Below are 20,345 nucleotides of genomic sequence, written 5' to 3' on the forward strand. Positions count from 1 at the left end.
TCATAAGTTAGGGTGAATCCGACTTCTAAACTCTAAACCTAAACCCTGCCTACTGTCTAGAACGAAATAGCCCTGGTTTATTTGCTGTCTGCGGTGCGGCTTTGTGACCTTACTGTCGGTACTAAGTCGGGAAAGTATTCGGGCATGAAATGCTGTCCGCCTGGTTTGGAACTGCCGATTTCTGGTTCTAATACGGGAAGAGATTTTTGAGAATTTGGATCGGCGCTTTCTGTACTATCGGCGGGCAGCCAATTTAAGAAGGGTAGGGGCAGAAGTGTGGAGAGGTTTGTGATGACAATTAGCAGCCAGAGGTTATCGAAATTGCGATCCGTAATTCCTAGCAAGTGGGTCAAAAGTGCGCCGCCTTCGTGGGAAATAAGTCCTGCTAAGTTGGTGACTGACATTAACACGGCAAATAAAGTTGCTTCGACGCCTGGGGGACACAATCTGGCGGAGAGTACGAGCACCGGCATATAAGCAATTTGTCCGATTACTGTCAGGATCAGGCTGTCTCCGATGCTGAACCATTGATCGTCAATTCCTAAAGCTCGGTTGGCATGAGTTACTAATAATAAAGTAGTCATGCCCAAAGCAGCCGCAAGGACGGTTGACCAGCCAAAAATTACTCGAAATGGAACTGTTTTGAGGAAGCGTTGAAACAGCCAGATGCCGGCGAGGGCTGCAATGCTGGTAACGAGGCGCACTCGGCCGAGAAATTCTGGTTGAAAGCCTAATTCGTTGGTGGTGAAAAAGAAGAAGGCGGAGTCAGAGCTTGGGGTTGCTTGCCAGAGGAAGAGAAAGGCGGTGGGCAACCAAATTGTTTTTTGCGTTACTGCTTGCCGCAGTTGTTTGAATTGGTCTTTGACCGTTTCAAAGTCGGTTCTTTTGTTGGTTTTTTCTTCGGCAATTAACCAAGCTGTTGCTGATACAATTAGCGGGAAAGATGCGGTGATTAAAAATATTGTGTGGGTGCTGAAGTGTTGCAGCAGGGAACCGCTGAGGTAGGCGGTAATTAGTCCGCCGAGGGCTGAAGCGCCCCAAGACAAGGATTGCAGGGAACCGGCGTCGGTAACGGATTCTTTTCTGGCCCTTTCGACTACCAGGGAGTCGGCAATTACGTCGCTGACGGCGAGCGAGAGGGAACTCAGGGCGATCGCGCCTGTAGCTGCAAGCGGTGTGTGTACAATTGTTGCGAGGCTCACCCATGCTAAGGTTCCCAGTAGCCCGGAGAGGACGATGTAAGGGCGTCTGCGGTAGCCGAATATCGGCAAGCCGTCGGACATGAAGCCGAACACGGGTTTGATAATCCAAGGCAGGGCTACGACGCCCAGCATTGCCGAGACTTCTGCCGGACTCATGCCGAGTTCGTCTTTAAGAAAGAAGCTGACGGCTAAGCGGGCGAGTCCGAGAATGCCTTGGACGAAGTAAATCAGTAAGATGGCTATGAGTTCGGGGGTTGGCTCATTCCCAAAGAATATTTTTTCTTTTAAAGATTCTTTGAGTTTGCTGACGCCGGAGGGGGAAACGAGCATTTGAGCAATATTTCTTAATGAATCTCAATATTTATAACACATTCTTAATGAGTTGGGGGAACTGTCGGAGGTGGGAGGCGAGAGTGGCGGGGATCTGGTAAGTGCTATAAAATTGTATTTATCTTGAATTTAAGCGTGTTTTGTAATAAAAAAAATAGAAAAACGAACCGCGAAGGCGCGTTAGGCGAAGCCGCGCATAAACCGTAGGACGCCAAGCAAGAGAAAGAAGAGAAAACTCACAACTGCTATCAGCTTTGTTATATGATTATTGACCCTAAAGATGTGCCGGAAATTACGGGTTCCAAGTACCCTCAGCAATTCCAATCTGCTGTTGCGGGGAGAGTTAAAAAACGCTTGGGCGATGCTGCCGGATTGCAGAATTTTGGGGTAAATTTGGTGAGACTTGCGCCGGGAAGTTGTTCTGCTCTCAGGCACTGGCATACCCGGCAAGATGAGTTAATCTATGTTCTGGAAGGAGAAGTTACTCTGATTACAAATTCGGGAGAGCAAGTGCTGAAACCGGGTACGGCGGCGGGTTTTCCGGCGGGTGGTCCAGATGGGCATCATTTAGTCAACCGCTCGAAAGCAGATGTTGTTTATCTGGAAATTGGCGATTCCCTTCGGGATAGCTTCGCTTCACGCACTCCGGGAGATAGTGCCGAATATCCCGATGACGATCTAATTGCGAAAGCTAACGGGAATAGTTGGATTTTTACTCGCAAAAATGGCGAGGTTTATGAGAGTTGAAATTTTATGATTTAAGTGAATCTTGGGACTCCGGCGGATCACGCTTTGTGGTATAGCATTTATCAGAAACATGAGGTGTCATATAACAATACTCAGGACATTTTTTTAGCAGCTAAAGTATCATATCATGTTCGATCGATTAACCATAATATCCCCGTTGGGGCGGGTTTTTGAGATGGTCAATTATTGGCAGGTATGGTTTGCTCACGGGCCGCTACAAAAATCGCGGTCGCTCGACCGGACATGATATCATAAGATAAGACTGAAGGAAGATTAGGATGATTTTAAATCAAATCCGGGTCGAAATTTAACTTTTCAGTAAAGGTAGAAAGTAAGTGTTTAGTGAATTTCAGCCGTTTATAAGAACAGATTGAAAACACAAACGACTTGGCAGATGAATGATAACTATAGAGTTGATGTTTGACTCAATTTAAGGCAATAAGACTGGCATTAAAATGGAAATCAAGCCGTGGTAAATGACGAGCTTGACAATCAGACAATCCCGTAAATTGCTTGGCGTCACGAAAAATACAGCATATTCCATGTAGATGTAGATCGCGAGAAACCGGGTTTTTTGAACAGAAGCAGTAAGGATGCGAGAACTGTCAAGAAACCCGGTTTCTGGGGTGTACTTCATAAACGTGGAATACGCTGTAATAGTGGGAATTATAAGGAGTGCTACAAGGAACACTTAGATAACACTATTTATCGTCCACTGATTGCTCAAATAGTGGAAAATTTGGAATCACAACAAGTCGGTAAAGGCTAAAGCTATGAAAGTAAGGGTTTGACTCTTGAGCGATCGCACCCTACCCCCTCAAAAAAGCGTGTAAAGCGCAGCTATCCCGCTCTTAATCCCTCGCTCAAGAGTCAAAAACGCCACCTCTAAAGCTGAGCTAGCTCTCATTTACTTTGCATATTGTAATTATCAACAAAAGCTATCATTTTTTCTCACTCGCTTTCCGCTGCTCCCTTCGGGTTTTCCAGCAAAAGTTAAATACGCCTGAGCTGATCTGCACGGAGCGAAAAGTTTTGTTACAATAGGTAAGCTGTTACAAATCGTAACTTATGCTGGTTTCTATTTTAATAATTGACGTTGCCCTCGTTGCCTGGTCTTTGCACTTGATGCAAGAGGCGATCGCGCAACGGGAATTTTCACTAATGCTAGCCGGCACCCTAGTTGCGGTCTCAGCCGCCGCTCTGCTAGTCGTCTACTTCCTCATGGGGTCTTGTTTGAGCCATTTAACCGAAATATCCCAACACACTTACTAGATCATAGTAGGCGATTGACCATTGTCCAGAAGCGAGGAGAGTTTTGTGGAAAAAAAGCCGAAAGCCTTGCCAGCCGAAGGCTCAAAACTAATTTCCCCAAAAAGCTTGACAAATATTGGTCAGTTAAGGCATGATTGAGAGCGCGAAAAGAAAGGGGAATTAGCTCAGTTGGTAGAGCACTACAATGGCATTGTAGGGGTCAGCGGTTCGAGCCCGCTATTCTCCATCCTAGAAACCCGTTCACAGAGCGGGTTTTGTCGTTTATCCATAAAAACTGTTATATTGGACATTCTCAATTAGGACGACAGCAGCAGACAACTCCAGACATCTTTTACGATAAATTTACGATAAATTTTCGATATGCCAAAAGGTTCAGTAAATATAGAAGTTTTCAAAGAGCGTCTACGACTTGCCTGGTCCTGGCAGGGTAAACGCTTTTCGTTATACATGGGTTTACCGGACACAACCATTAATCAGAAAGTTGCTTTTATGAAAGCTCAGCAAATTGAGCTTGATATGGCTACCAACAATTTTGACCCCACTCTGGTGAAGTACAAGCCTCAGAAATATGACTGTATTTCTGTTTCTGAGCTTTTTGACCAATTTGTTGACTACAAGCGCCGTACCATCTCGATCGGCGGCTTAAATAAATATCTTGCGTTACAGAAACACGTTTCTGAGTTTTTCAAAAGCAAAACAGCGATTTCTGTTTCTGAGACTATGGGAATGAAATTTAAGGAATTTTTGTCACAGAAATTGGAACCCGTTACAGTACGCGAACGGATAGTCTTGGTAAACGCTTGCTGGGAATGGGCCCTAAAAAAGAAACTGATTGTCGAAAATCCTTGGGCAGACATCAAAGTTTCGGTTCCGCCGAAACAGCGCCCAGAACCGTTCACACTCACAGAAATCAGTTCGATCGTCCAGAAATTCCGCTCAGACCCCAATCTGAGTCACTACGCGGATTATGTAGAATTCAAATTCGCTGTCGGACTGCGCACCGGAGAAGCAGCCGCTCTGGTCTGGCGACATTGTTCCGCCAACTGCGATCGCATCTGGATCGGAGAAAGTTTGAGCAACGGCTTGGAATCTCGTAAGGCAACCAAAACTAACAAGGCACGAACAGTACCGCTAACTCCACGACTGCAACAGCTATTACTCACCCGGCGACCGACTGATTTTCAACTCGATAGTCTAATTTTTAACAGCACAAACGGTTCTGCGATCGACTCGAAGAATTTCTGTAATCGCTACTGGAAACCAGCGCTAACAGCCCTTGGAATTGATTACCGACAACCTTACACTACCAGGCACACGCTAATTTCTCACTGCTTGAAGAATCGTATGAATCCGGTAGAGATTGCTGCACTCAGCGGTCATAATGTCCGCACTCTTTTTGAAAATTATGCTGGCTTAGTTAATCCCCCACAATTGCCAGATTTGATGAGTGATTTGATGCCCGTTTCCGACCTCGTTTTAACGGCTGATTCTCAGGTCGATCGTTCACAAACCTCTGAATAATTTTCTGATGCTCTGGATTGTTCACATCACCTCCGCACATTACCAAATGCTCAATCAATTGCTGATTATAAAGAATTTTGCCACTAGGATTTTTACCCCAATGAATCCCTTCCATCAGCTTGTTTTCTTTCCGATACCGCAACAGAGTTCGATCGCATACATCTAGCAGTTGTTCTGCTACTTTGGTGTTACAAAACATTCTTCTTAGTCCCTAATAGATTGCGGATTGTGTTATCTTTCATCATGTTTTGGCGCATCATTTCAACTAACAAAACTTTGGCTTCTTCTGCTGAAAGTGTTTGAACCTGAGTTGTGTAGATTGTTAATCGAAGTTTTTGCTCAAGTGTGAGGTCAATACCTATCATGATTCTGTTTCCTCAGTTCCATTCTTTTCGGCAATTAATAGGTTGATCCGATCGCGAATTTCAGCAGTTTGTCCAGTCAGCCAATTGACTATTACCTCTTTCGGGTATTTAGCACCTGGCGCTTTCCATCCATACATCTGAGTCAGTAGATTTTGCAATTGTTCTGGGTAGTATTCATTCCACCAAATCGTTGCTATCTCTCTCAGTTTTTCCGCATCTTCCTCATCTATTCCTTCACCAGACAATCCTGCTGCTGGTACTGCTGCTGCTTCAATAATTGGTGCGGTAGATGATGCGGTAGGTGCTTCTTCCACTGCTGCTTCTTCCACTGCTTCCGCTGCTACTGGTTCGATCGATGCTGCTGGTTCCGCTGCTGGTTCCGCTGCTGCTGATTCGATCGATGCTGATTCGATCGATGCTGCTGTTTCGGACGGTGCGGGAGATTGTGAATCAGGGGGAATGAGGGAGAGCAATGCAGTAAAAGCGGTTTTTTCATCAGGTGTCAGGGAGTTCCAGACTTTCTGGCGATCAGCAGCGCCTTTACCGCAAACTTCCCTCAAGATGGTCTGAATATCGAGAGCTGTTTGTGGATCGCCGGCTTCGATCGCTAGCCGAATATATTCGACAAGATCCCCTGTTTCGTCGTTTTGTTGAGGCTGCTGATCAACCTCATTTTTTGAAAATGGCTCCAAATTCTGAGGTCGATCGCTAGGTTGATCACTTTGCTGTGCAAGGGATTGATCAACGTGATCAACCTGATCAACTTTCTCACCCAAACTGGGAAAATCTTTCGCTGCCGTGGAATTTTTCAAGCGTTGCGCTAACGACTTCGCTGCCAGAGCAGATATCCAATCTACGGTCGGAGCTGAAGTCTGATCGGAGCTTGGATCGGAGCTTGGATCGGAGGTTGCATCAGAGGTCTGATCAGAATTTAGTATTTTTTCAGAAATAGGATGATCAGGTTGATCAGGTTGATCAAATGCTTCTGTAGCAGGGTGATCAACCTTACGATCGACCTCGTTTTTTTCGTCGATTTTCAAAACTTGAGGTTGATCAGCAGCCTCAACAGGGATTGAATCAACCTCATTTTCAGGAACAGCGAGGGCGACGGCGACGGGTTCGGGTTCGGGGATGGGTTCGGGGACGGGTTGAGTTTTGCACCAAACACGAACTCGTTTATTGGATATCGATCGAAACTCTCGCTCCCAGCCAAATTTCTTGAGGATGGCGGAACAGCGCATTTGGTGCGATCGCTCTTGTCGGCTCAGGTCAACTTGGAGATGAGTGAGTAGATCACTAAGCTGAACATATCCCCGGTGCTCGATAAAATTTTCGATGACATCTTCCCAGGGATCTGATGACTGAAACTCTTGAGCAACGTGCTCGGCAGTTTCTTCATCTTCATAGTCGAGGCAAGGTTCTTCGCCAGATTGGTAAGCCAGCATCGCAGCAGCCCAAATATCATCTCGTTCTCTCTTTAACCGTTTGGTATCGATCCGGTGTTGGACCGGGATTACCCAAAATCGCCGGTTGCCTGTTTCATCAGCCAGAAATTCTTGTTTGTTGGTGGTTGCGACAATAATGCTGGGTCGGTTGAAGTCTTCAATATCTCGGCAATATGGCGGTCGAATTTTGTCTGTCCCGGTGGATAAAAAAGCTTTAGTTGCGCTGACATCGCGCCGTTTAAAAACACTCTCCAGCTCTGACCATTCAACAAACCAAGCTTGGTGCAATTTGAGTCTTTCATCTTTATCAGAGACAGTCCCCAGGGAATCGTCAAAGTATTTGTCTCCCGCAAGTATCTTAAAAAAAGTGGACTTTCTATAGCCCTGTTTCCCTTGCAGAATCAGAACTGTGTCGATTTTGCATCCGGGTTCAAATGTTCTCTTAACAGCACCAATGAGTGTTTTTCGGACGAACATTTCATAAATTGGATCGTTAACACCAAAGTATTTTTGGGCCAAACTATCTAAAATCGAAGTATCGGCTGCTGGTGGCAAAGAGTTGAGATACTCCTCGATCGGTGAATACTGATTTTCCACGGCTATTTCTGTCAGGATATCTTGAGTATCTTCGCGACTAGATTTGACGAGAATTCCGTGTTTGATAGCGAGTTGAATTCGCACTCGATCGAGAGACACTGGTTTACCATCAATTTCGATTCGCTTGCTGAGTTTATTCAGTCGAAGTCGCTTGCCGAATTTTCTAACAATTTTTCGGTAATCCTGCATCATTCTGTCATCTGAATTTAAAATATTAAATTCAGGTGATGAATCAGAGCTAGTAGCAGAATTAGGAGAGTTACCCAAATCAGATTCTGCCTCTGCCTCCAGTAGCAAAACTAAATGGTCAGGTTGCAGAGATTTGATGAATCGCCAGTATTCACCTTTGATGCAGCTCTCAATCCCGTCACTAAAATATTTTGAGATGCTGGCGATCGGGTTCGACTTAACTGCGGAATTCCAAATTTGCTCCCACTCTTGTTCATCCCAGCCACCGCCGGGGGAACAACGCCGACAAGCATCAAGAAACAGAGTGTAGGCATCCTCATTGGTTATCTGTCCCAATCGGCTGAACTCGGATTGAACTCCCAGTAAATCCCGTGCCAGTGTTGCCATTGAGGTATTTCTGAGAGTCGCTACCCCGTTTAAAAATTCTTTGTTAGGCTTCCCCAACGCACACTGTAGGGAAATTGGCATCGGCACCGGAACAGTAAGCTCTTGATACCGTTGAGATATTTGCTCCGGTCTTATTAGTGTTGCAGTTGCCGTGGCAGAACCATTGCTACTGATGGCGGATGCAGGTGCGGGTGTGGGCGTGGATGCGGATGCGTAGCACGGGCGAGGCGCTTCGCGCATCGTAGCAGGCAAATCTTGGCGCTGTTGCAGTTCGAGTTGTTGCTGAGCGAGTAACTTTTGGCGTTGTTCGATCTCTCTTTGTTTTCGAGCCAGGAACTCTTGATAGAGAATGAGGAGCCGATCGCGCAAATCACTGTAGCTGTAGCGAATACCTGACTCTTCAGCAAACTCAGTTTTAACGGGTTCGCGATCGGGTTTAACGTGCCATGCACCGGCCAGGCGAAAAACACGACTGGGATTTTTGTTGCTCTCATCTGCTTCCATGACTTGAATCAGAAGCAATTGCAGTTCCCGCCACTGTTCCGGCTCGATCGGCTCATCGAATAACCAGTAGGGCTGCATGGATTTATCACCGCTAAAAATGGTAAAGGTCGGTTGAACAAACCCTACTTCCTGCCATTTTCCAAATTGTTTAGCTAGCGGAATGTCATCCCATTCACAAAAAATACCACAGCACTGTTTAATCTCAGCGTCACTATGTCCATCTACACCTGCACCTGCACCATTCACTACAACATAAACACCGCGCTTATCGTTTTGATATTGTTCAATCTGTTGCCAGTTAAGTTCTGAAAGTTTGCGACCTTTATCTTTTTTCTTCCGGTTATCGGAATGGTGATAGAAAAACCTCAACAAAGCTTCGCCTGGCTGATATCCCAACAATTTCAGGTGTTTCTGTGCCAGTTCACGATCGATTTTCATTTTTGGTAACTCCAGAAGGTGATGTTTTTGCAACTAAAGCTTGCAATTGATTACGCAAACGATAGATTTCCTGATTCAGCGACGATCATTGTTCCTCCAAATCATTGATTTTTTCTCTCAGTCGTGTAATTTTTTGGCTTTCAATTGCCTGAACTTCGGCAGCGGGAAAAGTACCTTGAGCTGGATCTGACCAAAAGCACTCGGCACATAACCCGTTCGTCAATAAGCCAAAACGTCGTTTACCGTCTTTGTGATAGTTCGATCGACACCATCCGTTTTGAGTCATTTCAGGCTTTCCTGAGTTTTATTTTCATCCGCTTGCATAATCAAGCTTTTGAATCAAAAGAATCCGTTGCCCTGAAAGACTTATGGCATTTTCAAGCATGGTTTTTCGTTCAGGATTAGGATTTCGTTCTTTTCACTGCCAGAATAGTGATGCAACAGGACTGGGCCGTAATTCAATCCTGCTGCTGAACTTTACTAGGAGCGAACACTCATGTACGCTATGAGATAGTATAGAACATGAGTGTGCGTTAATGCACATGGCAAAAAAATTAGATGAGCAAAGTCTTATGTACCTGTACAAGCGTTTGGGCTACAGCCAAAAACAATTTGCTGAAATTCTGACTCGGCGCTTTGCCGAGATAGGCAGTGGACGTAAAGTGACTCCAAAAAGCCTGAGAGAGTGGAATAACGGGGCTTTCGAGCCTCGCTTAACACCTCGGGAAATGCTGGAAATGTGTTTGCTGTTGCAGTGCAACCTTTATGACTTGGCTCAAGCCACCGGAAAAAAAAGGGTTGCCCAGACAGAAAAAAAAGCTAGTTGAGTAACAAATAACGGAAACATCGAAAAACAAGAAACACGACTGTGCGCTTTTAGTGTTTTTGTGTTATCTTGATTCTAGAGCCGAAGAACTTCTCAACTCTGAAATATAGAGTTAGGAAGTACAGAACCTTATTGTCAAAAATGAAGAGATTAAGGTGAAGTAACGGCAAAAGAATAAGGAATAAGGGTGAAAACAATGGCAAAATTACCAACAACATTTACAAGCCTTGATTTATCAGGGTTTGAGTTCGATCGCGCTGAAGAATACACAGGAATTAATCGAGAAATGGTTGACGCAGCCTGTGCTGTACTGAGTAAAAATCGTATACGCATTGTGGTTCGGAGTGTTAGTGCAGCGCTCAAGGAAATTTATGGAATCGGAGGCAGTACCGATGTTGTTTGCAAATTGCTGAAAGAATGGCGGACAGATAACCTGTCAATGATAAAAGAAGGAAAATCCGAGAAGGATTTAGCAACAGCACTTTTAGAAGCTGCGGATGATGGTTTAGTAGAAGAGTCAGACATTCCTGAAGAATATCTCACAGTTTCTCGTCAAATGGCGATCGCTAGCTATCGTTTGGCTTATCAAAAAGCAGATACGAGTGTTAGTGGCGATCGGATGAAACAGTTAGCTCAGGAAAATGATCTGATGCGCCAACAGCTCAAAGATTTTCCTCAAAATCAAATGGAGTTGAAGTTTTATCAATCGGAGTACGAACGCCAGCGGAATGAGCTAAGGGAAGCGTACATGAATCTCAACAAGCAAAAGTTGACAGATTCTGAAGAATTCCGTCAACAGTTAGATTTGATTCAAGCCGAACGTAATGAACTACTAGCAAAATTGTCAGTTGCTGAAAAACGCTTGGCAGAAGTTGCTGAATTTGAAAGCGCTTCTCGCGATCGACTCAGTGAGATATCTAAGCTTAATGGACAAATCGAAGCACGGGAACGAGAAGTGTCCAGTCTCCATTCTCAAATCCAAGCTCTGCAATCACAAGTTGGTGAGAAACAAGTCCTAGAATCTCAAATAGAACAGCTAAGAGCTCAACTTAAAGAAGCTTCGACAACAATCACTAACCTGCAAACTCAACAGAAAATCAGTGGGGCTTTAGAAGTCGATCGAGAATTTGATGATTCAGATCAAGTTACCGATGCTCAGCTTATGGTTGAAAATGAAACACTCCAGGCTGATTTGTCTGATGCTCTCAAAGAAATTGAAGAGTTGAAAGGCATCGTGGCTAATTTATCATCGGCTAACACTCCTGATAACACTCCTGATAACGTTTCTGACAACGTTTCTGACAACGTTTCTGACAACGTTTCTGATAACGTTTCTGATAACGTTTCTGAAAAAACTCCCAGTAAAAGCAAGAAACCAAAACTTGCTCTTGTTCACTAGAAACAGAAACATAAACAAAAACTCAGTAACAGCTTTGAACAACTGTTACTGAGAAAAAAGAGAGAAAGTTTGGGTTTCGGGGTTTGAGTTTTGAGTATTGAGTGAGGATTCACAATCACAACTCATAATCACTCTCGTATCCACCAGTAATCGTCAACCAGTAATAGGGTAATTGGCAATCGGTACTTGGTAATCGGTAGTAAGTAGATAGACGGGATTAAACCGAATAATGTAACCGTATGTAAATAGGCTTAAGTTAGCCAGTAGAAAGCATTTAGACACTTTACATCGTTTACATAGTTGCGTTTTAAAGCGCCGACTTACTTAATCAGGGGATAGAAACATGATAGACCTAAAAAAAGAAATTCAGCTAATGTTGATGGCACGATTTCCTTTGTTGTGGGTAGTAAGCCCAGAAGAGGAAACCGCCGAACAAATTTTGTGTGATATAGCAAAAGCTAAGGAAGGGCAAATCTATTTTTGGGATTTTGCTCGTGGCTGGACAGATAACGGCACAGCCAAGGGAAATCCAATGCAGGCACTAGAGCGCATCAGTAAAGCGCCAGCAATGGAACAAGTCACTGTCTTTGTCATGAAAGACATCGCGACTCTGATTGCACCGGGCGCGAATGGGCAGATAGCAAGTAACCAACTAGCGATCGTCCGGGAACTGAAAAATTTGGCATTGGCGATCGCCCGTGACCGTCGCTGTCTCATCATCCTCTCTGACCAAGTGCGAATTCCCCAAGAACTGCGCGAAGAAATTACCGTTGTAGATTTCTCTTTACCAGGCATCGAGGAGATATCGAAGTTGATTACTCGATTAGTGCCTGCCCCCGATTTCAAGCTCAACGCAGAACAACGGCAACAGCTCGTAAAGGCTTGCCAGGGGCTGACTCGGTGCCGAATTGCCCGCGTCCTTGCCAAGTGCTTAGTTCTGGGAAAAGTTGATATTCGGGCCCTTGCTGCGGTCATCGAGGAGAAACGCCAAACCATTCGAGAGACGGGCATCCTTGAATTTATCCCGGTTCAGTCAGGTCTGGAAGTTGTTGGCGGACTCGAAAATCTCAAGCAATGGGTGAAGGTTCGATCGCACTCTTTCAGTGACCAAGCCCGTGAATATGGTTTACCCAATCCCAAGGGCGTTCTGCTCGCCGGCATTCAGGGAACGGGTAAGTCGCTGCTAGCCAAGACGATCGCGGTTGAATGGAAATTGCCCCTGCTGCGTCTTGATGTTGGTCGGGTCTTTGGCAGCATGGTTGGTGAAAGTGAGAGCCGAATCAGACACGTCATCAAGTTAGCCGAGGCGATCGCACCCTGCATTTTATTCTTAGACGAAGTGGACAAGGCGTTCGCCAACATCACCTCTGGCATGGATGGTGACTCAGGAACTTCCCAGCGAGTATTCGGCGCGCTGCTGACCTGGATGCAAGAGAAAACTGCGCCAGTGTTTGTGGTGATGACTGCCAACCGTGCCGAAGTCTTACCAGCGGAACTGATTCGCAAGGGCAGAATTGATGAAATTTTCTGGGTTGACTTGCCAAATCACTCAGAGCGGGAAGCAATTTTTCGAGTTCACCTCACCCGCGTCCGACCCGATCGAATGAAGTCGGGAGACTTCGATTGCGGAATGCTGGCTAGTCAGTCACCATCTCTCTCCGGTGCGGAGATTGAGCAAGTTATTTTTGACGGAATGCAAACCGCGTTCAGTGCCGGGAGAGAATTCACAGAACGAGACTTGACCATAGCAATTACCGGATGCGTCCCTCTGGCGCGGATTGCTCAAAATCAAATTGACGACCTTAAAACTTGGGCAATTCGATCGGGCGCTAAATCTGCCAGCATTGCCGATCGGACTGAAACGCATTCCACTTCTTACTCTCACGTTTTACCTCTTGAGGTTGACGAAAATTAACCATCATCAAAAAGCGAAGCCAAAATACAGGCTTCGCTTTTTGGTTGAGAAATAAGCTCGAAAATGAGATGGATGAAATTAAACTAGGCGAAGTATTTGCTAATCCCAATGCCAGAAACGATGGATACCTTCTCAGAAAACTGATTTGGAGACATAAACGTCCTATTGGTTGGTGGAGTTATGGCAGATGTGGAACTGATAACGGTCTTTTATGGCTGCAAAATTATGCAGGCTATTACTCACCTGATTTTTGTTTGGAATTACAGTCTGAAACCATAGCTTTAAAACGGGTTCGGCAAATTCTTGAAGAATGGGACAAGAATGATGAACGTCCTACTTGGACAGTTTAATGCAAGTTTAAAGTTAAGCAATTCGTTACCAACTAAACCAAAAATATGCAGAACCAAGAATTTCAGCATTATGTTCATCCTCTCGCAACGATCGAAGTCATTGATACTGAAGAAGGCAAAAAAGAAGTAATAAATAATTGGGCATTCGCTTCAGTTATTTGGTCAACTGCTCTCGCTGGTAATGCCAATGCTCTAATCATGGTTAATGAGGTGTTTCCAGATAAAAGTCAGATTCCTGTACTGATTCTGCGTTCTAAACAGGGAGATGAAGCAGCGATGAGAGATGCGATCGGTATTCTTGCCTTTGCGATCGAAAATAAATTAGAAGAAACATTAGAAGAAAAAGAAAAGTGAAATATTCGTGTAATGCTTCGCTGTAAGGAAGTGATTTCTTCATTTTGTGAGTAAGATTTATGTCAAAAGTAAAGATGGATGCTGAAACACTGACCAAGAATTTGCAACACTTTTGTGGAAGTGAGCAATATTACAGACATTTCCTTGGAATCAATTACACCGATGGAGTCAAATACTTGGCTGACAATGCTCAAGCTTACTGGTTGATTGATGCGATCGCCTCCCATCAACCCAAAGCGAGGAGAATTCGGCGACTAACTGAGTTTCAACTTTGGTTCCTTCATGTTGGCAAAGAGCATGAATTTATTAAACCCAAAGGCAACAATGATGCTGTTTTGACTTGTTGGGAAGATACGCCAAAACTCGGAGTTACACCTGCAATTATTCAGCAGATACCCTATACCGATTTTCCCTTGAAAGAAATCAAGCTTTTTCTACAAGAGAGAGTCCTTATCTTGCCAAGCTAAAATTAAGCCTTAGAAGCCTGTCCAGTCCCCCTACTTTGGAGACTGGACAGAGTTTCGCACTACATCACTCAACCAATATTAGGAGCAAATCAAATGACCGCTAGCGAACAAAGTTCCGATCGTACACTCCAAGAAAAGCATAAACAACTGGCACAATTGCAGGCAGAAGTTAACAGTATTTTTGCTGAAGCAATTGCTAATCAGGTCACAACTGTTGACTTTGCAACTGAAATTTGGATAAAGGCAATGTTAGAAAGCAAACCTTATGCTGCAATTGCCTGTCGCATGATTCACCACAGCACAACTTTTCTAGGAGAGGAATTACTGCAATTTCTGCAATTTCTAGCGAAAGGAACTGCTGAAAAAGATGCTTCGATCGTAGGCTGGGCAGTTGATTTAATTAATCAAGGTTTAATTATCAACAACACCCTGAAAGAGGATAACGGAAATGGCGAAATTGAACTGTAAAATCTGTAGCGGTCAGCTACAGTTGCTGGGTCAATTAGGATACTTGAGATATTACACTTGCCGAGACTGTGGAATGATGTTTCACCACAGTCCCAAAATTATCAGAGACGAATTCGTAGCTTGCGGGCGCGTAGCGCATCGAGTAATTTCTGTCAAATATTAATGAAGAAACTCACCCTGACTCAAACCAAACAATGCCAAAACTGTCCGTGGAAAAAATCAGTAACCGTAGCTGATATCCCCAACTACTGCGTTAAAACTCATGAAGCATTACGCGAGACGATCGCTGATGAAACAGGGAATGTTTCTCAGATTCAATGCAAAAACATTACGGTGATGACTTGTCATAAGTCGATTCGATCGCCTTGCGTTGGCTGGCTGCATAATCAGCTTGGCATAGGTAGTAACGTACCTTTGCGAATACAGATGATGTTTTATTCCAACGTTAAGGAAATTGAGGTTGATGGTGAACAAAAAAAGACCTTTGATGAAACTTTAATCTAAGGAATTAAAGGAGAGAAATGAACTGTAAAATCCCCAATTGTCTCAATCCTTTACTAAATGGCAGAACTTATGAATGTGAGAAATGCAGTTCAAAAATTCTTGCTGCTGCCCGGTACTTTTCTCGTCCACTTTCAGAACTTTTAGGAGATTTAGAAGATGTCACATTTAAGTGTAATTCGCACACAAATCAAGAATCCGATCGTCCTACAGGAAATTCTTGAGGAGATGATTCGATCGGGTCTTAATGGAATTCTTGCTGGAGCTTATCTCGAAACAAACACCGAGATCCATGACCCCTTCGGCAACAGTAAGCTAGCAGAGTTTGTTATTCGGCGCAAACAAAGCTATCAGGGTGGTTATGACTTTGGCTTTAAATTGATAGAAGGCACAGAGGAATATGAGTTTTTAACTCGTGATGGTTCCCTGTATGCTGCCAAGCAATTTCTTCAGGAACTTTTACCCTGGTATGCACGGGAAACTACTCTAGCAGCATTAAGGAGTCAAGGGTTCAATATTGAGTCTCAAACTGAAGAAAATGGTGAAGTTATCATAGTTGCTGGTAAATGGTGTTAAATCCATAGTTAATCGGTGACAGCTTCGCCATAAGGAATTGATGAAAGTAGCATGAGGAAACAGAAATGTCTCAACAAATTAGTCAAGAAATGAAAGATAATTTCAATCAACTTGTGGATAGTGCAAATCAACGAGGTTTGAGTATCAGAGACTTTGCGATCGAAGTTTGGAATCATACGGTTTCACAGGAAGTTAACTATGTAGCCTTCTCAACTTTCTTGCTAGAAACCGTTACAGGTTTGCCAGGAAAACCCCATATTGATGAAATGGTTACTGCTACTATCTTCGGGAATTTAGACACACTCCAAGCAGTTCTAACCGTTCTGGTTGAGGGATTAGTTAAGTATCAAGAGTTAACTTAACTTACATCAATGCTTCGCTTTTAAGGTTTGAGGAAAGCAGTTAAGATTAACTGTTTTCCTCTCAATGAAATAGTTACCAGAATGAAACACATTGTCATACTAGAAGTCGTTGATGAACCAAATCTGACAGCAGAAGTTTTGCAGGAACCGCCAATGATTTTGACCTGGTGGGGAATGTTTTTCCTATTCAATCGTAAAACAGCTCAAGATTCGATCGAAGGTCAAGGTCAAATCATCACCTATATCTATATCGAGATATACGGCTGTGCTTTACGAAGTATCAAAGTTTCAGAAGTAAAGAAATTGGGGTGAACATCATGGATACTGACAGAGAACAACAAGTAATAGACGAAGCTGCAAGAATTCAAAAAGAGGTTGATAAAGTCTTTGAAACGGCTCGATTAAATAACTGGACTTTACAACAATTTGCAGTCAAAGTTTTAGTAGGCGCTACAGAATTTGAATTAGCATATATTGCCATTGGTTCTCAACTTGTTCAAAATGTAACGGGATTAGATGGTCAAAGTTCGGTGCAAATTCTCCAGTATTTGATTGCTGAAGCTCTCAATAAAAATACTGTGAAAATTAGACAAGCACAGGAACTTTTCTATAACGGATTAGTTATCAACAAAGAAAAGGCTGAACAAGAGAAACGGAAACAGCAAGCATCGAAACAAACCTCAAGAAAAAGTAGAAATTAGGATGAAAAGTTACAAAGCTCATGACACAGTTGGACAACTGAAACTATCGATCGCCATCACTCTAATTCCAAATCTGCCCCCGGTTCCTTGCAAAGATTATCGGCTGATAGTTGCGGACCCGCCTTGGGATTTCCATTTAAGAGAAACAGATCCCAGCCACCGGGGGCGGTGTCCGTATCCTGCGATGACTGACCAGCAGATTTTGGATATGCCGATCGGTGCGATCGGAGCGGATGATTCATACATCCTTCTGTGGACAACCAACAATCACCAATTCTTAGCCTTCAAATGTCTCCTAGCGTGGGGATATGAACATAAAAGTACATTCACTTGGGAGAAGGTGACGATCGCTGGAAAACCCCACATGGGAATGGGACATTATGGTCGCAACTGTACCGAGCACTTATTGGTAGGAACAAAGGGTAATGCTCCTAGCATGAGTACACTCGGACTGACCAATGTTCCTAACATCATTCGTGCGCGTCGCCAGGAACATTCAAGGAAACCTGAAGAGTTTTGGGTTCTTGCAAACAGTCTTGGTCAGAGACTGGAAAATTCTGAGAGGTTGGGCAAGTTATCGCAGCCGTCAAGGATTGAACTATTCGCTCGGCAACAACGCCCTAACTGGGATGCCTGGGGTGCTGAAGCTAACTTGCCTAATGCTTTAGTTTGATGACTTAACCCTAGTTTTCAGCGGAATTACTAGGGTTAAATTTCTCCATTAGTGCTTCGCTTTGAGATATTGATTTGTCTTCTCCTATTTACCATCATGCTTGATGATTCCATAAAAGTTGTAACGATTGACGAGGACAGCTACATTGTTCGAGCCCAGGAATATCGCTATCTGGCTGCTGAAAACTCTCCAGAAATTGTCTCGAAAACTTATATCGAAGTCCTGAAATTGCTCGGGGAAATGGAGGTTACACAGTTCACCGGTGACGGAACCGAGTTAGTAGGTTATTTGTACAGAACTCATGATTTAGCTAATTCAAATCCTGAAATGTGGGATATACCAAGGTTTATCCCGTTTGATGACCAGTTTTATGATGAGAAACGAGCAACTTACTTCGGTGATACAGGCTTTGACTTTGCCAAAAAAGAACTAGAAAAACTCTCAGAATTTCGTCTAGTGCAAGGCATCAAACGCTACCTAATCAAAGATTACGATCGAAAAGTAATCGTATGTTTGCGGATGTACGACGCTTGCCGAGAGGGCTGGTTTACAGCATTCAAAACTGACTTAATAGCATTCAAAGCTCCCGAAATCTACAAATGGAATAACTCTGTGTTTCGGTTAACTTTGACTGCCGATGAAGATGAAACAACAACTGCTTACTACACACTTTCAGGAAAGTACAAACGATGATGGAAGCAATTGGAGTTAACTTAAGTCTCTGGGTTAGTGCTTCGCAGAAAGGTATTGATTTGTTCTCTCGTATTGACCATCATGACTAACCTTGATAACGACTGCAGAACGACAGAATCCGAATCTAATGAATTGCCAGACACCACTGAAAACGGATTTATTACTGTAAGTGATTTCTTTGCATATCAGCATGAATCAATCGAAACTGCACTGAAAAATAGTGAGTTTCAATACCTAATAAAGTTTCATCCGTTCGACCCTGAAGCACTCTGGAAACAAGGTGCTTTTAGAGTCTATGTTTTAGAGGAACATCTCGAAGCAGTTAGTAATTTGTGTAGAGCTACAGAAAAAGCCCCCGTAAACTAGGAATAGCGTAATAACTGGGTCGCTCCCAGTTGATAACTATCATGCGATCGAATTCTGAGCCTTTGATTAATTTACCTTTCCCAACTAATGAACAATCCGATGTACCCCGAATTTATCTTCAACAAGAAGGTTCTTTCCAGGGTACTTGGATTGATGCTATCAACGCTTCTGAAATGCAGCAAAATATTGACTACATTCAGGCTTCAGTTAATGGTTCTGTCAAAATTAGTTCATTTCAACGCTTTCACAGCGTTGAGTTTCTGATGACACCAGAAATGCCAATACCATTTATCGCACAAGTAGGTAAAGGAATTGTCAAATATGGCAAGCCATTTTGTGTCTATTTCTCCTTCTACGAGCATCGGCAAGAACCAGAAATCTTGAAAAACTTTGGAGAAGATTACAGAGGTTGTTTCGATCGCACTGAAGATTTTATCAAAGAAATTCTTACCCAAGAAGCCTTTGATTCACAGTTAAAACGCAACAATCTTAGCTGGAAGCATCTAAATATCGAAGAAATTATCCGAGATTGGTTCTATTCGAGAGAGGGAATTTATCGTCGGATGTTGGATGAGAAAGTCTACATTTTCAAACGTCGTTAATGATTTCAGATATAGCGTAATTACTGGGTCGCTCTCAGTTCTAAAAATGGCTTCACCTGAGACAAATATTGCCGGATTGCAGAAAGTAGCTGATTTTCCGTTGAATCAGCTTCATAGAGTTGTTTCTTCTATGAAGCAAATGACTCATCAACTAGAGTTTTACGTTTATCAAGGCAAGTTTTGCCTCTACGTTTTACCCGAAAATACTGAAGCTGCCAAAGTGTTGCTTGGAATTCCGATCGAATAGTAGCGTAATTACTGGGTCGCTCCCAGTTTTAACCCATGCCTTACTACATTTTAGTCACAGAGCAAGAGGTAGAAGTTTATACCACTCGTGAAATGTTGACGATCGCAGAGATTAACGAAGTAATTGGTAGTGAAGCAGTGCCAGCGAATTTCCAAATAGTAGAAGAGTTGAGTTTTTCTGATACTTCGATCGTCATGCTTTGTGATGCTGACGCTGTATCGAAAGAACTTCAGCCAACTTGTCTGACACAGAATGGCGATATTGTTTGTGGTCAGGTACTAATTCTCGCAACTGATAAATCACCAGACAATTTGTGCTTACTTAACGTCCGCCAAGCCAAACTTGTCAAAGAAGAACTGAAATTGTACCCAAAACCAGTCAAGCCAGAACACGATTTCAGTGCTTCGCTATGGGATATTGATTGATTTACAGCAACATTTACAGGAGCCAAGATGTCACAATTTTACGCTTTAATCAACTCAACAGGAATTCAAGAGGTAGAAGCAACTGCAATGCCAACGATCGAAGAAATTCAAAACCTTGTAGGCATTCCCGGTAAACAAGCTTTCTTTGAAGGGGTTTATCGGCGCTATTCTGACCCGTCGATCGCTATTCTGTGTGATGACGAGTTCTTACTGAAAGCCTGTCAACCAACTTTACTTACTCCTGATGGAACTACTCTTCAGGGACAGCTTTTGATTGTGGCACTCGATACCCAAATTGAAGATTTCTGTCTCTTGACTCAGCAACAGCTAGAAATTGTCAAAAAAGAAAGCAAAATCTATCCCTTACAGCCACGCTAGCAACAATCATGCCCTGTGTCTAGAACGAGAACCAGGGCATGAGTC

At 43.5% G+C, this 20,345-nt stretch carries 26 protein-coding genes and 1 tRNA gene; 23 read left to right on the forward strand and 4 right to left on the reverse strand.

The genetic code is table 11. The annotated features are described in order from the left end of the window. Positions 1-77 precede the first annotated feature (77 nt). Positions 78-1,532, reverse strand: a complete 1,455-nt coding sequence (locus QUB44_RS24615) for a folate/biopterin family MFS transporter (protein ID WP_333371595.1) — start codon at positions 1,530-1,532, stop codon at positions 78-80. Between the two features lie 261 nt (positions 1,533-1,793). Here QUB44_RS24615 and QUB44_RS24620 point away from each other — a divergent pair, with 261 nt between their 5' ends. From QUB44_RS24620 to QUB44_RS24635, 4 genes are all read left to right on the forward strand, one after another. Next, positions 1,794-2,279 carry a cupin domain-containing protein gene (locus tag QUB44_RS24620; protein ID WP_333371596.1) on the forward strand — a complete coding sequence of 162 codons (486 nt, stop codon included), beginning with the start codon at positions 1,794-1,796 and terminating at the stop codon, positions 2,277-2,279. A gap of 1,068 nt (positions 2,280-3,347) precedes the next feature. Continuing rightward, the gene (locus QUB44_RS24625; protein ID WP_190659577.1) at positions 3,348-3,551 is read left to right on the forward strand and encodes a hypothetical protein; all 204 of its coding nucleotides are present in this window, start codon (positions 3,348-3,350) and stop codon (positions 3,549-3,551) included. 153 nt (positions 3,552-3,704) lie between these two features. Then, positions 3,705-3,777, forward strand: a tRNA-Ala gene (locus tag QUB44_RS24630). 134 nt (positions 3,778-3,911) lie between these two features. Beyond that, the gene (locus QUB44_RS24635) at positions 3,912-5,072 is read left to right on the forward strand and encodes a tyrosine-type recombinase/integrase (protein ID WP_333371598.1); all 1,161 of its coding nucleotides are present in this window, start codon (positions 3,912-3,914) and stop codon (positions 5,070-5,072) included. 188 nt (positions 5,073-5,260) lie between these two features. On the opposite strand, the gene QUB44_RS24640 is transcribed toward QUB44_RS24635, so the two are convergent. The 3 genes from QUB44_RS24640 to QUB44_RS24650 form a co-directional block, all read right to left on the reverse strand. Continuing rightward, complete coding sequence (locus QUB44_RS24640) at positions 5,261-5,437, reverse strand: NblA/ycf18 family protein (protein ID WP_333371600.1); 177 nt, start codon at positions 5,435-5,437, stop codon at positions 5,261-5,263. Beyond that, entirely contained in the window at positions 5,434-8,997 is a 3,564-nt protein-coding gene (locus QUB44_RS24645) for a virulence-associated E family protein (RefSeq protein ID WP_333371602.1), read from the reverse strand. The genes QUB44_RS24640 and QUB44_RS24645 overlap by 4 nt, the downstream gene beginning before the upstream one ends. Before the next feature lie 85 nt (positions 8,998-9,082). Further along, entirely contained in the window at positions 9,083-9,283 is a 201-nt protein-coding gene (locus QUB44_RS24650) for a hypothetical protein (RefSeq protein WP_333371604.1), read from the reverse strand. A 256-nt stretch (positions 9,284-9,539) separates the two neighbouring features. Between QUB44_RS24650 and QUB44_RS24655 the strand changes: the two genes are divergently transcribed. The 19 genes from QUB44_RS24655 (at position 9,540) to QUB44_RS24745 (ending at position 20,300) form a co-directional block, all read left to right on the forward strand. Next, entirely contained in the window at positions 9,540-9,824 is a 285-nt protein-coding gene (locus QUB44_RS24655) for a transcriptional regulator (RefSeq protein WP_333371606.1), read from the forward strand. A 195-nt stretch (positions 9,825-10,019) separates the two neighbouring features. Then, complete coding sequence (locus QUB44_RS24660; protein WP_333371608.1) at positions 10,020-11,222, forward strand: hypothetical protein; 1,203 nt, start codon at positions 10,020-10,022, stop codon at positions 11,220-11,222. Between the two features lie 343 nt (positions 11,223-11,565). Next, entirely contained in the window at positions 11,566-13,137 is a 1,572-nt protein-coding gene (locus tag QUB44_RS24665; protein WP_333371610.1) for an AAA family ATPase, read from the forward strand. Positions 13,138-13,205: 68 nt separating this feature from the next. Further along, on the forward strand, positions 13,206-13,487 hold the full coding sequence (locus QUB44_RS24670; RefSeq protein WP_333371612.1) for a hypothetical protein: 282 nt from the start codon (positions 13,206-13,208) through the stop codon (positions 13,485-13,487). A gap of 45 nt (positions 13,488-13,532) precedes the next feature. Continuing rightward, a complete protein-coding gene (locus tag QUB44_RS24675; RefSeq protein ID WP_333371614.1) occupies positions 13,533-13,841 on the forward strand; it encodes a hypothetical protein in 309 nt (102 codons plus the stop codon). A 59-nt stretch (positions 13,842-13,900) separates the two neighbouring features. Beyond that, a complete protein-coding gene (locus QUB44_RS24680) occupies positions 13,901-14,308 on the forward strand; it encodes a DUF6876 family protein (protein ID WP_333371616.1) in 408 nt (135 codons plus the stop codon). Positions 14,309-14,401: 93 nt separating this feature from the next. Then, positions 14,402-14,776 carry a hypothetical protein gene (locus QUB44_RS24685; RefSeq protein ID WP_333371618.1) on the forward strand — a complete coding sequence of 125 codons (375 nt, stop codon included), beginning with the start codon at positions 14,402-14,404 and terminating at the stop codon, positions 14,774-14,776. Between the two features lie 162 nt (positions 14,777-14,938). Then, positions 14,939-15,280: a hypothetical protein gene (locus QUB44_RS24690; protein WP_333371620.1), complete on the forward strand. Its 342-nt coding sequence runs from the start codon at positions 14,939-14,941 to the stop codon at positions 15,278-15,280. A 156-nt stretch (positions 15,281-15,436) separates the two neighbouring features. Further along, positions 15,437-15,853 (forward strand): DUF1257 domain-containing protein, encoded by a 417-nt coding sequence (locus tag QUB44_RS24695; RefSeq protein ID WP_333371623.1) that lies wholly within the window; start codon positions 15,437-15,439, stop codon positions 15,851-15,853. A 65-nt stretch (positions 15,854-15,918) separates the two neighbouring features. Continuing rightward, on the forward strand, positions 15,919-16,215 hold the full coding sequence (locus QUB44_RS24700; RefSeq protein ID WP_333371625.1) for a hypothetical protein: 297 nt from the start codon (positions 15,919-15,921) through the stop codon (positions 16,213-16,215). Between the two features lie 81 nt (positions 16,216-16,296). After that, positions 16,297-16,527, forward strand: coding sequence for a hypothetical protein (locus QUB44_RS24705; protein WP_333371627.1), 231 nt, complete (start codon positions 16,297-16,299; stop codon positions 16,525-16,527). A gap of 5 nt (positions 16,528-16,532) precedes the next feature. Then, positions 16,533-16,916 carry a hypothetical protein gene (locus QUB44_RS24710; protein WP_333371629.1) on the forward strand — a complete coding sequence of 128 codons (384 nt, stop codon included), beginning with the start codon at positions 16,533-16,535 and terminating at the stop codon, positions 16,914-16,916. A gap of 1 nt (position 16,917) precedes the next feature. Continuing rightward, positions 16,918-17,589, forward strand: a complete 672-nt coding sequence (locus QUB44_RS24715; RefSeq protein ID WP_333371632.1) for an MT-A70 family methyltransferase — start codon at positions 16,918-16,920, stop codon at positions 17,587-17,589. Positions 17,590-17,685: 96 nt separating this feature from the next. After that, complete coding sequence (locus QUB44_RS24720) at positions 17,686-18,282, forward strand: hypothetical protein (protein WP_333371634.1); 597 nt, start codon at positions 17,686-17,688, stop codon at positions 18,280-18,282. Between the two features lie 81 nt (positions 18,283-18,363). Further along, positions 18,364-18,648 (forward strand): hypothetical protein, encoded by a 285-nt coding sequence (locus QUB44_RS24725; protein WP_333371636.1) that lies wholly within the window; start codon positions 18,364-18,366, stop codon positions 18,646-18,648. A gap of 41 nt (positions 18,649-18,689) precedes the next feature. Then, on the forward strand, positions 18,690-19,250 hold the full coding sequence (locus QUB44_RS24730; RefSeq protein ID WP_333371638.1) for a hypothetical protein: 561 nt from the start codon (positions 18,690-18,692) through the stop codon (positions 19,248-19,250). Between the two features lie 46 nt (positions 19,251-19,296). After that, positions 19,297-19,497, forward strand: coding sequence for a hypothetical protein (locus QUB44_RS24735; RefSeq protein WP_333371640.1), 201 nt, complete (start codon positions 19,297-19,299; stop codon positions 19,495-19,497). A 35-nt stretch (positions 19,498-19,532) separates the two neighbouring features. Beyond that, entirely contained in the window at positions 19,533-19,922 is a 390-nt protein-coding gene (locus tag QUB44_RS24740; protein WP_333371642.1) for a hypothetical protein, read from the forward strand. 27 nt (positions 19,923-19,949) lie between these two features. Further along, a complete protein-coding gene (locus QUB44_RS24745; protein WP_333371644.1) occupies positions 19,950-20,300 on the forward strand; it encodes a hypothetical protein in 351 nt (116 codons plus the stop codon). The last annotated feature ends 45 nt before the right edge of the window (positions 20,301-20,345 follow it).

Source organism: Microcoleus sp. AT3-D2, from assembly GCF_036705715.1.
Lineage (GTDB): Bacteria > Cyanobacteriota > Cyanobacteriia > Cyanobacteriales > Microcoleaceae > Microcoleus.

What these genes read in the sequence shown, in the direction of transcription:
- QUB44_RS24650 (WP_333371604.1), bottom strand. Translation starts at nt 9,283, where the DNA reads ATGACTCAAAACGGATGGTGTCGATCGAACTATCACAAAGACGGTAAA.
- QUB44_RS24640 (WP_333371600.1), bottom strand. Translation starts at nt 5,437, where the DNA reads ATGATAGGTATTGACCTCACACTTGAGCAAAAACTTCGATTAACAATC.
- QUB44_RS24735 (WP_333371640.1), top strand. Translation starts at nt 19,297, where the DNA reads ATGGCTTCACCTGAGACAAATATTGCCGGATTGCAGAAAGTAGCTGAT.
- QUB44_RS24705 (WP_333371627.1), top strand. Translation starts at nt 16,297, where the DNA reads ATGAAACACATTGTCATACTAGAAGTCGTTGATGAACCAAATCTGACA.
- QUB44_RS24695 (WP_333371623.1), top strand. Translation starts at nt 15,437, where the DNA reads ATGTCACATTTAAGTGTAATTCGCACACAAATCAAGAATCCGATCGTC.
- QUB44_RS24645 (WP_333371602.1), bottom strand. Translation starts at nt 8,997, where the DNA reads ATGAAAATCGATCGTGAACTGGCACAGAAACACCTGAAATTGTTGGGA.
- QUB44_RS24700 (WP_333371625.1), top strand. Translation starts at nt 15,919, where the DNA reads ATGTCTCAACAAATTAGTCAAGAAATGAAAGATAATTTCAATCAACTT.
- QUB44_RS24665 (WP_333371610.1), top strand. Translation starts at nt 11,566, where the DNA reads ATGATAGACCTAAAAAAAGAAATTCAGCTAATGTTGATGGCACGATTT.
- QUB44_RS24685 (WP_333371618.1), top strand. Translation starts at nt 14,402, where the DNA reads ATGACCGCTAGCGAACAAAGTTCCGATCGTACACTCCAAGAAAAGCAT.
- QUB44_RS24715 (WP_333371632.1), top strand. Translation starts at nt 16,918, where the DNA reads ATGAAAAGTTACAAAGCTCATGACACAGTTGGACAACTGAAACTATCG.
- QUB44_RS24625 (WP_190659577.1), top strand. Translation starts at nt 3,348, where the DNA reads ATGCTGGTTTCTATTTTAATAATTGACGTTGCCCTCGTTGCCTGGTCT.
- QUB44_RS24740 (WP_333371642.1), top strand. Translation starts at nt 19,533, where the DNA reads ATGCCTTACTACATTTTAGTCACAGAGCAAGAGGTAGAAGTTTATACC.
- QUB44_RS24710 (WP_333371629.1), top strand. Translation starts at nt 16,533, where the DNA reads ATGGATACTGACAGAGAACAACAAGTAATAGACGAAGCTGCAAGAATT.
- QUB44_RS24690 (WP_333371620.1), top strand. Translation starts at nt 14,939, where the DNA reads ATGAAGAAACTCACCCTGACTCAAACCAAACAATGCCAAAACTGTCCG.
- QUB44_RS24635 (WP_333371598.1), top strand. Translation starts at nt 3,912, where the DNA reads ATGCCAAAAGGTTCAGTAAATATAGAAGTTTTCAAAGAGCGTCTACGA.
- QUB44_RS24680 (WP_333371616.1), top strand. Translation starts at nt 13,901, where the DNA reads ATGTCAAAAGTAAAGATGGATGCTGAAACACTGACCAAGAATTTGCAA.
- QUB44_RS24745 (WP_333371644.1), top strand. Translation starts at nt 19,950, where the DNA reads ATGTCACAATTTTACGCTTTAATCAACTCAACAGGAATTCAAGAGGTA.
- QUB44_RS24655 (WP_333371606.1), top strand. Translation starts at nt 9,540, where the DNA reads ATGGCAAAAAAATTAGATGAGCAAAGTCTTATGTACCTGTACAAGCGT.
- QUB44_RS24670 (WP_333371612.1), top strand. Translation starts at nt 13,206, where the DNA reads ATGGATGAAATTAAACTAGGCGAAGTATTTGCTAATCCCAATGCCAGA.
- QUB44_RS24620 (WP_333371596.1), top strand. Translation starts at nt 1,794, where the DNA reads ATGATTATTGACCCTAAAGATGTGCCGGAAATTACGGGTTCCAAGTAC.
- QUB44_RS24615 (WP_333371595.1), bottom strand. Translation starts at nt 1,532, where the DNA reads ATGCTCGTTTCCCCCTCCGGCGTCAGCAAACTCAAAGAATCTTTAAAA.
- QUB44_RS24660 (WP_333371608.1), top strand. Translation starts at nt 10,020, where the DNA reads ATGGCAAAATTACCAACAACATTTACAAGCCTTGATTTATCAGGGTTT.
- QUB44_RS24675 (WP_333371614.1), top strand. Translation starts at nt 13,533, where the DNA reads ATGCAGAACCAAGAATTTCAGCATTATGTTCATCCTCTCGCAACGATC.
- QUB44_RS24730 (WP_333371638.1), top strand. Translation starts at nt 18,690, where the DNA reads ATGCGATCGAATTCTGAGCCTTTGATTAATTTACCTTTCCCAACTAAT.
- QUB44_RS24720 (WP_333371634.1), top strand. Translation starts at nt 17,686, where the DNA reads ATGCTTGATGATTCCATAAAAGTTGTAACGATTGACGAGGACAGCTAC.
- QUB44_RS24725 (WP_333371636.1), top strand. Translation starts at nt 18,364, where the DNA reads ATGACTAACCTTGATAACGACTGCAGAACGACAGAATCCGAATCTAAT.